This window comes from Clostridium sp. 1001283B150210_160208_E6 (genome assembly GCF_015669365.1).
In the GTDB taxonomy this organism is placed as follows: Bacteria; Bacillota; Clostridia; order Clostridiales; family Clostridiaceae; genus Clostridium; species Clostridium paraputrificum.
Genome location: NZ_JADPAA010000007.1, coordinates 168,361 through 179,935 on the forward strand (window position 1 = coordinate 168,361; position 11,575 = coordinate 179,935).

10 protein-coding genes and 1 tRNA gene are annotated in these 11,575 nt (G+C 29.1%); 3 read left to right on the plus strand and 8 right to left on the minus strand.

Features of this window, described 5'->3' with window-relative positions; genetic code table 11:
• Positions 1–19: 19 nt before the first annotated feature.
• The 6 genes from I4V16_RS09735 to I4V16_RS09760 form a co-directional block, all read right to left on the minus strand.
• Positions 20–2,074, minus strand: coding sequence for a HAMP domain-containing sensor histidine kinase (locus I4V16_RS09735; RefSeq protein ID WP_242979728.1), 2,055 nt, complete (start codon positions 2,072–2,074; stop codon positions 20–22).
• Positions 2,052–2,753, minus strand: coding sequence for a response regulator transcription factor (locus I4V16_RS09740; RefSeq protein ID WP_049177164.1), 702 nt, complete (start codon positions 2,751–2,753; stop codon positions 2,052–2,054). The genes I4V16_RS09735 and I4V16_RS09740 overlap by 23 nt, the downstream gene beginning before the upstream one ends.
• 173 nt (positions 2,754–2,926) lie before the next feature.
• Positions 2,927–3,451: a hypothetical protein gene (locus tag I4V16_RS09745; protein ID WP_049177165.1), complete on the minus strand. Its 525-nt coding sequence runs from the start codon at positions 3,449–3,451 to the stop codon at positions 2,927–2,929.
• Between the two features lie 22 nt (positions 3,452–3,473).
• Entirely contained in the window at positions 3,474–4,067 is a 594-nt protein-coding gene (locus I4V16_RS09750) for a TlpA disulfide reductase family protein (protein WP_049177166.1), read from the minus strand.
• Positions 4,068–4,126: 59 nt separating this feature from the next.
• Positions 4,127–5,434 carry a hemolysin family protein gene (locus I4V16_RS09755; protein WP_049177167.1) on the minus strand — a complete coding sequence of 436 codons (1,308 nt, stop codon included), beginning with the start codon at positions 5,432–5,434 and terminating at the stop codon, positions 4,127–4,129.
• Positions 5,435–5,790: 356 nt separating this feature from the next.
• Positions 5,791–5,865, minus strand: a tRNA-Gln gene (locus I4V16_RS09760).
• A gap of 310 nt (positions 5,866–6,175) precedes the next feature.
• Between I4V16_RS09760 and I4V16_RS09765 the strand changes: the two genes are divergently transcribed.
• The 3 genes from I4V16_RS09765 to I4V16_RS09775 all read left to right on the plus strand — a co-directional run bounded on the left by I4V16_RS09765 (position 6,176) and on the right by I4V16_RS09775 (position 9,559).
• Positions 6,176–7,516: a dicarboxylate/amino acid:cation symporter gene (locus I4V16_RS09765; RefSeq protein WP_049177169.1), complete on the plus strand. Its 1,341-nt coding sequence runs from the start codon at positions 6,176–6,178 to the stop codon at positions 7,514–7,516.
• A gap of 169 nt (positions 7,517–7,685) precedes the next feature.
• On the plus strand, positions 7,686–8,300 hold the full coding sequence (locus I4V16_RS09770; RefSeq protein WP_049177170.1) for a TetR/AcrR family transcriptional regulator: 615 nt from the start codon (positions 7,686–7,688) through the stop codon (positions 8,298–8,300).
• Positions 8,297–9,559, plus strand: a complete 1,263-nt coding sequence (locus I4V16_RS09775) for a cation:proton antiporter (protein ID WP_049177171.1) — start codon at positions 8,297–8,299, stop codon at positions 9,557–9,559. Before I4V16_RS09770 ends, I4V16_RS09775 begins: the two co-directional genes overlap by 4 nt.
• A 41-nt stretch (positions 9,560–9,600) precedes the next feature.
• Here I4V16_RS09775 and I4V16_RS09780 read toward each other — a convergent pair whose 3' ends face one another.
• The gene (locus tag I4V16_RS09780) at positions 9,601–10,011 is read right to left on the minus strand and encodes a hypothetical protein (RefSeq protein WP_143759143.1); all 411 of its coding nucleotides are present in this window, start codon (positions 10,009–10,011) and stop codon (positions 9,601–9,603) included.
• Between the two features lie 88 nt (positions 10,012–10,099).
• Complete coding sequence (locus I4V16_RS09785) at positions 10,100–11,281, minus strand: cation:proton antiporter (protein ID WP_049177173.1); 1,182 nt, start codon at positions 11,279–11,281, stop codon at positions 10,100–10,102.
• Between the last annotated feature and the right edge of the window lie 294 nt (positions 11,282–11,575).

Below are 11,575 nucleotides of genomic sequence, written 5' to 3' on the forward strand. Positions count from 1 at the left end.
ATAGGGTTTCTTCATTTTACTAAATACTATTTCTTATCTTTTTAAGCTTTACTATGGCTTTAAATAAGTCTCCATCAATCTCAATCTCAAATTCTCCACCTTGTAATTCTACCAAGCTTTTAGCAATTGAAAGGCCAAGCCCTGATCCTTCTGTAGTCCTTGAAACATCGCCTCTCTTAAATCTTTCCATTAATTCTTCTGCTTCCACATTTAATTGACTTTCCGATATATTTTTAAATATTAGATCAACATAATCTTCATCTTGCTCTACATCTATATATACTCTAGATCCCTTCATAGAGTACTTAATAATATTAGAAAGTAAGTTTTGGAATACTCTAAATGTTTTCTTGCCATCAGCTAATATTAATAATTTTTCTTCTGGTATATTCTTAATAATTTGAAGGTTTGAAGACTCAATCTTATCCTCAAGTTCTCCTATAGTTTGCCTTAAAAGAGCTACTGGATCTAATTCTACTATATCTAATTCAATAGCCCCTGAGGCTGCCTTAGAAGCTTCAAATAAATCTTCAATTAATATCTTTAGCCTTTGGGATTTCTCTTTAAGTACACCTATATATTTTTCTCTATCTTCATCTGAAATATTATCTTTGCTTAATAAGTCAACATAATTAATTATAGAAGTTAAAGGAGTTTTTAAATCATGAGATACATTTGTTATAAGTTCTCCTTTCATTCTTTCACTTTTTACAGCATTATCTATAGCTGATTCTAATCCTTCTTGTATATTAGATAAGTCCTTAGATATTTCCCTTAATATATGAGGGCCACTCACTAATAACTCATTCTTGTAATTTCCTTTTACAATATTACTAGTAGTTTTTTTGAGCTTATTTACTTCCTTTCCTATTACTAATACATAGCCTATTACACCTATTGCCATAAGTATAAATACCACTACTAAAGCACTATAAAAAGGTTCATATAACCAATAACTTAAAGGAAAGGTTATAAAGCATGCAACTCCAACAAACATCATTATTACACAAATAAATGATATAACTGTAATTGCTGTATATTTATAAACAAAGTTCTCACGTATAAGATCAAAAAGTCTTAATATTGCTTTATATATTTTTAATAAAAAAGATTTATTTTTAAGTTCTTTTGATGCATTATCCTTATCTATAAATATAAGCTTTAAAATATATGCTAAGTTTAAATATAATAATAATCCACCAATTATGGTTAGTACTATAATTCTTCCCGGGAAATACCACTGGGTTTTCCAACATATATAATAGAAAAATACTCCAAGTAAAATTAGAAAAATTAATTTTAACTCTGTAAAAAATCTTCCGTATAACTTAACAAATATATTATTATTAAAAGTTTTATTTTTATTCTTTAATATATTTATGAACAATCCTATTGCCAACATACAATCTATAGCTAATAATCCGCCATAAAGCTTTACTAGGTTCTTATTACTTTCTATATCTTCTTTTGCATAATATAATATATCTCTTTTATCCATATTATGGGGAACTCTTATACAAACATCATACTTACTTCTAGTAACATTATATCCAACTAAAGGTTCCATTGACTTAGAGAATTCTGTACCTTGTTTAGTACCCGAATCTGTTCCAAATAACATCACATAGTCATAGCCATATCTAGAATCTTCTAAAAAATCATTAATATTTGTATAAGTACTTGTGGTAAATGGAGTTCCATCCCATCTATCTACAAAGAATTCAAAATTGGAATTCTTTATAAACTTGTTAAAAAAGTTATTATACTTACTATTTATTATATTAATTAGTTCTCCCCTATTTTTACCTTCTGCAGTTGTGTTGGTATTATTTATCTCTAAATATTTCTGTATTCCTTCTTCATTTATATTTCCATCAATATCTTCATATATATCAGATACCTCTACCAATCCATTATAAAATTCATTATAGTAATCTGATACGTCAAATCTTTCATACATACTTTTAAATTGTAAGCTATTAAAAATGTATGTATATAGCACTGGTGTTAGCGCAACTAATATTGATAGTAATAGAATCTTAAGGTTTAAGCTATTCCTTGTGATCTTTTTCAAATTTATATCCAATTCCCCACACCACCTTTAAATATCTAGGTTCTTTAGGATTAATTTCTATTTTTTCTCTTATTCTTCTAATATGCACTGTTACTGTGTCTACATTAAAGGCCACCTCATTCCATACCCTTTCATAAATTTCTTCAATAGAAAATACTCTTCCTGGGTTATCCATTAACAATGAAAGAATTTTAAATTCTAATGGAGTTAACTTTGCTACCTCTCCATCTACTAAAACAACCTTGCTACTCTTATTAAGCTCTATCGCACCAATTTTTATAACATCATTGTTTTCCTTTAAAGGTGAAAACCTTGTATATCTTCTTATTTGAGAATTTACCCTTGCAATCAATTCTAATGGATTAAATGGCTTTGTTACATAATCATCAGCCCCAATATTAAGTCCTAATATTTTATCAGTATCCTCTGACTTTGCTGAAAGCATGATTATTGGTATCTCTTTTTCTTCTCTTATTTTAAGAGTAGCCCTTGTTCCATCCATCTTTGGCATCATAATATCCATTATGACAAGGTGTATCTCTTCTTCCCTTATTACATCTAAGGATTCAGCACCATCATAAGCTTTGAAAATATTATATCCTTCTCCTTTTAGATAAATTTCTATAGCTTCAACTATTGCTTTATCATCATCAACCACTAAAACATTATAACCATTCATATTCTTCCTCCAAATTTAAAACTTACTAACTATTTTATCATATTAGAAATTTTACTAGATATCTTTAATCCTATATTCTTATAATAGGACATAAAAATTACAAAAGACTATTTATAATTCTTAAGAAATCCGAAAGAAAAAGGAACCTAGTATTCTAGATTCCTTTAAGTAACTTATGATAATCCACAACTTAGTCTTATAGAAATATCATTATATAACGCTTCCTTATCTATACTGTTTAAGTCTTCTACAACCCTTACAGCACCAACTAATCTTTTATTTAATAATATACCATATTCAATATCCTTTTCTAATTGAGCTGATATCTTATAGTTTCCTTTATCATCCCTAGTAAAACTTATAAAATCTCCTGTTTCAGAATTTACTAATTCTATATTTCCATCATTTCCAATATCATAGGCCTCATCTATATCTGTAATTTCAATGTTGAAGGGATTACTACTTACCTCTGCAACAGTTATTACTGGACTTAAAGTCATTCCTGTATATAACATGGAAATATCATTACTATTGGTGGTTTTAACACTATAACTTGCAACATCAAGATTATTTTCTTGTTCTAATGATTCGCTTTGTTCTACTTCACTTTTATTATTGTCTTCTGTATCATTACTACAGGACATAAATAAAAATAGTGAAAATAATAAACTAAATAAAATAATTAATCTCTTTTTCATTTGTAACCTTCCTTCTCTTTAGTTATTCTTCTGGACTAATAAGGTTTTTAATAGATAAATCTAAACCTTTTTCGTCTATAGATACCTTTCTATCTTGGACTATTATCCCATTCCTATCTACAAACATCATTCTTGGTAATGTATTTAATTTATACGCTTTATAAGCACTTAAATCATAATCATAATAAGTATATAGTGAAATATTATTAAACTTTAAGTATGTATCTGCTGTTTCCTTTGTCTCACGCTCTCCATCAGTGATATTAACAACAATGAATTCTACATCTTCTTTATAATACTTTTCTTTAGCAGCTTCAATTTTTATTAGGTTTTCTCTACAATCAATACACCATGATGCCCAAAAAACTATCACCATTGGTTTACTTCCAATATATTTTTCTATATTAACCTTTTCTTTATTTTCTGTATAAACAGTAAAATCTTTTGCTTTCATTTTAATATTTGCAGGAATATAATTATCAGGCTTTCTTTCAGATTCAATTTGTGACAATTTTTCTTCAGTACTTATATTATTTTTACTACTTAAAATAGTGAAAATAATCATTCCTATTACAAGCACTACAACTATGCCTAATATTCTTCTCTTGTTCATCATATGAATCTCCTCCTATAGTAATTATAAACTATATCAAATAAAAAATCTCTAGGAATAACCTAGAGACATATTCTTACCTTTTCAATTTTCTTATCAGACACTTCATCTATTTTAAAAACAATATCATTATACTTTATTTCTTTTTCTTCATCTTCTAAAGGAATTTTTCCAATTAAGTTAATTAAGAACCCATTTAAAGTATCTAACTCATCAGACTTTACATCAAGGTTTAAATTTTCATTTAATTCATCTAATTGAGTAGTACCATCTACTAAATAACAATTCTCTCCAACTTTTCTTATTCCAAACTCCTCTTCATCATCCTCATCATTTATATCTCCAACAATTTCTTCAACTAAATCCTCAACAGTTATGATGCCTGAGAATCCACCATACTCATCTACAATGATTGCTATATGACGTTTAATGTCCTGTAAGTCCTTAAATAAATGTCTAATTGACTTACACTCCGGAACAAAATAAGGTTCTTGCAATATATCCTGTATATTTACATTTTCAAAGCCCTTATTTCTAGCTTCTATCATGAAGTCTTTCATATATAATACTCCAATGATATTATCAATTTCATCTTTATAGACAGGTATTCTAGCAAATCTCTTTTGTAAAAGCTCGTCCAAATATCCTTCAAGAGGTTCATCTATATCTATGCAATATACCTCTGTTCTTGGTGTCATAACCTTTTCAGCTATTTTGTCATCAAATTCAAACACACTTTCTATCATTTCTTTTTCGCTTTCATCAATTGCACCATGTTCTTCTCCTGTTTCTACAAGAGACTTAATTTCTTCCTTTGTTACCCTTTCCTCTGAGTCATCACTATCCAATCCAAACAGCTTTACTAAAACATTTGTTGATACTGATAGTATCTTAACAAAAGGTGCTGCTATCTTAGAAACAAAAAGAATAGGATTTACAACTAACATAGAAAGCTTGTCTGCTTTCTTTATAGCCAATCTCTTAGGGAAAAGTTCACCAAATACAAGTGTGAAATAAGATAAAATTATTGTTACACCTACAAATGATATTTGTTCACCATAAGGTATATTCATGTCTGTTAACATCTTACCTACTACTGTTGAAATACCTGTTGCTGCAGATGCACTGGCAAAAAATCCAGATAGTGTTATAGCAACTTGAATTGTAGACAAGAACTTTGTTGGTTCCTCTACTAATTTGCATATTGTGCTAGCCTTTTTATTACCTTCATTAGCTAACATTTTCATTTTTGTTTTATTAATTGATACAATTGCCATCTCTGCTGCTGCAAAGAAAGCATTTACTGCTGTTAATACTACTAACAATATGAGCTGTCCAGCAATATTAGCAGGGTCGGGATCACTTTCCATATTCCATTTCTCCTTTTTTAATATAGTGATTAAATCTTATCATGAATCATAAACATTATCAAATATTGTAAATCTTATAAAAAAGATTGAAACTCCCCAAAAATAAAGTTTATATTAAAAAACGGTTTAATCTCTCGCTATATCAAACTCTTTCTATGCAACTTAATTTGCTAATAGAGACCTTTCTTTTTATATTAATTACAATATCTATTACTAACTTTATCATCTCAATTTCCTTACTCTTCTACGTTTTTATTTATATTAAATAATTAATAACTTTATTTATAATTATTTAAAGTATTTTCCTAAAGAATAAAAAAAGATTATCCTTATAAGCTTGGATAATCTTTCATATTTGGCTAGGGTAGTCGGATTCGAACCGACCATACTCAGAGTCAGAATCTGATGCCTTACCCCTTGGCTATACCCCATTAACAATATTATTATAGCACATTATTGTATATTTTCTATATTTTTCTTTAATAGTTTCAATATAGATAATAAAGTTCTTACAGCTATAAAAAATTTCTTCTCTTATATTAACAAAGTTTTGTAGAATATTGACGAATACATTGTTATACTGTATACTTCTAAATCGTAGGATACCTTTAAGCTAGTCCTGTGAGACTAATAAGGAAGTATTATTTTTATGTATTTTATACGCCTTAGTATCTTAATTGGTATTAGGGCGTTTTTTTATATCTGGTATCCTATATATTCAGAATTATTATGGAGGATACTATGAAAAAACAAAATTCAAACAAACTAGCTATTCAAATGGCAATATCCTTAATTCTAGGATTAGTTGCTGGAACAGGATTTATATTATTAAGAGAAAATTTATTAAGTAATGGAAATGTTGATTTATGGACAAGTATAAATAACTTATTATTCCAAGATATATCTGCTGAAGGAGCTCAAAATGCTCTAGGATTATTCTATATAGCAGGACAACTATTTGTAAACTCATTACAACTTGTAATTGTCCCAATGGTATTTACTTCAATAGCTTTAGCTATGTGTAAAGTAAGTGATACTAAAAAACTTGGTCGTATTTCTTATAAGACAATATTAGGATTCTTAGTTACATCATTATTTGCTCTTATATTAGCTGGAATCTTTGGATTTGCTGCAAATAAGATGGGATTATTTAATGTAAGTATAGATAACTTAACTTCTCAAGCTGGAAGCGCTGGTTCTAATCCGTTATTAGTTATAGTAAAAGCTATACCAAATAACATAGCTGCAACTTTCACTCAAAATGGTAGTATCTTAGCTGTTGTTTTCTTAGCTGTGGTTACTGGTCTTTGCATAAACCACTTAGGTGATCAAATTCAAGTATTAAAGAAGTTACTAGAAGATGTAAATAACATAATTACTGTGTTCTTAAGCTTCGTTATCACTAAGTTTGGACCTATTGCTATATTCGTACTTATAACTAGAACATTTGCAATCTATGGGGTAGAACATTTAAAACCTGCTCTAGCTTACGTAATAACAACTGTAATAGCATTATTACTATTCTTAATATTTGGTTATGCTGCTTTCGTTGGAATAGCTGCTAAGTTAAATCCAATAACTTTTGTTAAGAAGATTTCTAAGGTTGCTTTATTTGGATTTTCAACATCTTCATCAGCTGCAACTTTACCTCTTAATACAAAGACAACTGTTGAGGAATTAGGTGTTAGTGATGAAATTGCTTCATTTACACTACCTCTAGGAATGACTATAAATATGAACGGAACTGCAATAATGCAAATTATAGCAGCCATATTTATAGCATCAAGTGCTGGATATGAAGTAACTATCGGAAACATAATTGTTATAGGGTTACTTGCTCTTATTGCTTCAGTAGGTACACCTGCTGCCCCTGGTGCTGGTGCAATAATACTATTCACAGTTCTTACTGGAATGGGATACAACAATGATGCTGCATTACTTGCATACTCATTAATCTTAGCAATAAACAGACCAGTAGAAATGTTAGTAACATCACTAAACGTTGTTGGTGACTCTGCTACAGCAGTATTTGTTGCTAAATCAGAAGGAATGCTAGACGAAGAAAAATATAATGCAATTTAATAAAAAGTCCTGCTTATGCAGGACTTTTTGCTTTAAGAAATAAAACTCTCTTTATTCCAAATCAGAGATTCTTCTATTTTATATAACTCCTCGTTTTATTGACCGACTAGTCTATTTATGATATCATAATTACAAACCAGTCGGTCAATAACTTAATGGAGGTCTTATTGTGAAAAAGTCAGAGAAAACAGAATTAACTCGAAAAAAAATTTTAATGGCTGCAATAACTGAATTTGGTACTAATGGATATGATAGCTCCAAACTTAATAATCTTTGTAATGATAATGGAATATCTAAAGGACTAATTTATCACAACTTTAATAATAAGGATGATATTTATCTTAATTGTGTTGATTACTCTATTCATTCCTTTATTGATTTTATGAAAGCCCAAAAGGTAGGAAGCGACTTACAAAAATATATGAGTTTACGTTTTAATTTCTTTGAAGAAAATCCTTTAATTTGCCGTATATTTTTTGAAGCCATATTACAACCACCAAAGCATCTAATATGCGATATTAATGAAATCAAAAAAGATTTAGATAAAATGAACAAGGAAATATATATGTCTGCTTTAAACAAACTAAATTTACGTGATGGAGTTAGCCAAGAAGAGGCTATTGAATATTACAGTATAATGCAAGAAATGTTTAACGGATACTTTAGTAGTTCTGCATATTCAAATGCAGCTTTTTCAACTGTAGTTAACGAACATGAAGTAAAACTTTCTAAAATATTCGATTTTATGTTATATGGTATTGCTAAGGAGGTAACGAATAAATGATATCTTTAATTTTAAGACTTGTTGTTACAATTATAATTGCTTTCTTTATAGGAAAATTGGTGTCTAAATTTAAGCTTCCTGCTATTCTTGGTTGGCTTATAACAGGAATGATTTTAGGACCACATGCTCTATCAATAGTTAATGAAACTTTACTTGATGCTAACTGGTACAATACTTTTATACATGTCCTAGAATGTGCTGTTGGTTTATTAATAGGTACAGAACTTGTATGGAAAAAAATCAAAAAAACAGGTAAACAAATTGTTATTACAACACTTACACAATCTTTAGGTACCTTTATTTTAGTTTCTCTTGCATTTGGAGTAATATTCTATTTCACAGGAATCCCTATATATCTGGGAATAATTTTTGGGGGTATTGCACTAGCTACCGCTCCTGCTCCTGCGCTATCTATAGTTAGAGAATTTAAAACAGATGGTCCGGTAACAAAGACTCTAATCCCAATGGCTGCTCTAGATGATATTGTTGCTGTTATTGTATTCTTTTCTTCAATATCAATTATTTCTGCAGGACTTTCTGAGCAAAAGCTTCCAGCATATATGATAGCTCTTGTCATATTACTACCTCTTATAATAGGAGTAGCAACTGGACTACTTGCTGGAATAGTTCTAAAAAAAGAAAGAAATAAAAAAGAAACCCTTGCTCTATTGATTATAATGATTATTTTTGCATCTGCCATTGGATTCTTTTTCAATAACTATGTTATGCCAAAACCAGTACTAAACTTTATGCTTATAGGTATGGCTTTTTCTGCAACATTTTCTAACATGATATCTGAGAAACGCTTAGAAGAAATTATGAATAACTTTAATCCTATATTAGGATTTTCTATGATCGTTGTAATTTTAAATCTTGGAGCACCACTTAATTATCATTTAATTTTAAATGCTGGCCTTTATACTGCTATTTATATAATCATAAGAGCTTTAGGTAAATACTTTGGCGCATATTTTGGTGCTAGTATAACTAAATCTCCTGAAACAGTTAAAAAGTATTTAGGGTTAACATTACTTCCTCACTCAGGAGTTTCCTTAGTTTTTACAGGAATAGCTGTATCTGTTTTAAGTAATCCAGCTCCTGAATGTGCACAAATTATTCAAGGCACTATTGCTGCAGCTGCTGTAATAAATGAAATAATTGCTGTTATAATAGCTAAAAAAGGTTTTGAATTGGCAGGAGAATTTAATAAAAACTGTAATATTCAAAATGATAATTCAGATAACTTAATAGCAAATTAATAATAAAAAGGAGCTATTTTATAGCTCCTTTTTATATTAAACTACCACTGATTATAACTCTTCTCTTCATACTGAAGGGAATTATAAAGTTCTCTAAATTCATTTAAAACTTTATCATCTATCTTGTAACACTTCTTATCAATATACAATCTATCGCCTAAGAAAGAAACATAATAAGTACTCCCAATCTCATTTACTTCTATAAAGAATTGCCATCCATTTCTCCCATCATCCTTAATCTCTTCTTTAGGTAAATCATTAAGAAATGTTGCTATCCTTTCTATATCTTCTTTCTTATCAATATCTTTAAACTTAGGTGGAGATGGTAACGCTTGTATTCTAATACTTGATATCTTTTCCGAATTTAATTGTGTTTTACTTCCACACAGAGTTAGTATAATGACAAAAATAAGAGTAATAGCAACTATAAATATTTTTCTTTTACTTTTCACTGCTCCTCCTCCCTTCATTACTAATATCCATTAACTTAAAAGCCGGTAACAACAAAGTTTCCTTCTCATTAATACCATATTTATATATTTATATATTTTTTTCTTTATAAACTATTTTTAATATTATAGGCGTTGCTATAGCACAAACCACCACTAAAATAATTATTGGCGCTAAAAATACAGGATTCATAATCCCCATAGATATTCCTTTATTAGCTACTACTAAAGCCACCTCACCTCTAGCTACCATTCCTACACCAACTTGTAATGCTTCTCTATTATTAAACCTGCATAACTTTGCTCCAAGGCCACATCCTATAATCTTTGTTATTATTCCTATACCAACAATACAAATAGTAAATAAAATTATTCCCGAGGACATTTTACTTAATGATACCTTTAATCCAATGCTTGCAAAAAATATTGGCGAAAGTAACATATAAGATAAAGTCTCAAATCTTGTATTTATATAACTTGTCTCTTTGTTGTTTGACAAAACAAGTCCAGCTATAAAAGCTCCTGTTATATCAGCTACTCCAAAGAATCTCTCTGCTGCAAATGATAATAGTAAACAAAATACAAAGGCTGCTATAATAAACCTTCTCATATCGCTATCATATCTATTAACAAATTTATCAAAGCATTTATAAAAAAGATAACCTGCTATTCCAGAAAGAATAAAAAATAATATTATCTTCATTAATACCAAAATTACACTTACACTTGCATCATTAAAGCTAGTAACTATAGTTAATGCAATTATTCCTAAGATATCATCAATTAAGGCTGCACCCAATATAGCATTACCAGTCTTAGTATTAAGCTTTCCTAGCTCCTTCAATGTTTCTACAGTTATACTTACTGATGTAGCAGTTAGTATAATTCCAATAAAGATATTTTCTATAAATTCATTTCCATAAACACCTGCTAGCTCTCCCCTATTAAAAATATAAGCTACTGCAGTTCCTCCTATAAGAGGTAGAATAACTCCACATAAAGCAATTATAAAAGATGCCTTTCCTGTACTTTTTAGCTCATTAATCTCTGTAGATAATCCCGCTGTAAACATGATTACTATTACACCAAGCTCAGCTATTTGCTTTATAAAATCAGTTTCAGTGATTATATTAAACACAGCTGGACCTAGTATTAAACCTGCTAATAACGCACCTACTACCTGAGGCATTTGAAACTTTTTAGTTACTATTCCTAAGGCTTTTGTACTTAACAAAATCAAAGCAATATCGAATAAATATCTGTATGATAACATCCCGTCCATCTCCCAACTTTATCTTTTACCATATACTACTATTCTAATACTATATAAGTTATAATTGTACAAAAGGTAATGAAATTATAAAATTATTATCTTTGATTTATAGTAAATTAAAATTTTATACTTTCCTAGACGTCAAAAAAGAGGCTGTCTCGTAAATGATTAAGAATCATTTACGTAGACGGTCCTTTTTTGTTGCTATTTTTATATTTATTTATTTATTTATTACATTTACTCCAATAACTACCATATACACTTATTTAAAGCACAACAAATAGGAGGTAGTCT

Bases quoted from the DNA above. Each gene is read 5' to 3' on its own strand.
- I4V16_RS09740 (WP_049177164.1), bottom strand. From the start codon at position 2,753: ATGAATGGTTATAATGTTTTAGTGGTTGATGATGATAAAGCAATAGTT.
- I4V16_RS09745 (WP_049177165.1), bottom strand. From the start codon at position 3,451: ATGAAAAAGAGATTAATTATTTTATTTAGTTTATTATTTTCACTATTT.
- I4V16_RS09750 (WP_049177166.1), bottom strand. From the start codon at position 4,067: ATGATGAACAAGAGAAGAATATTAGGCATAGTTGTAGTGCTTGTAATA.
- I4V16_RS09755 (WP_049177167.1), bottom strand. From the start codon at position 5,434: ATGGAAAGTGATCCCGACCCTGCTAATATTGCTGGACAGCTCATATTG.
- I4V16_RS09765 (WP_049177169.1), top strand. From the start codon at position 6,176: ATGAAAAAACAAAATTCAAACAAACTAGCTATTCAAATGGCAATATCC.
- I4V16_RS09775 (WP_049177171.1), top strand. From the start codon at position 8,297: ATGATATCTTTAATTTTAAGACTTGTTGTTACAATTATAATTGCTTTC.
- I4V16_RS09785 (WP_049177173.1), bottom strand. From the start codon at position 11,281: ATGTTATCATACAGATATTTATTCGATATTGCTTTGATTTTGTTAAGT.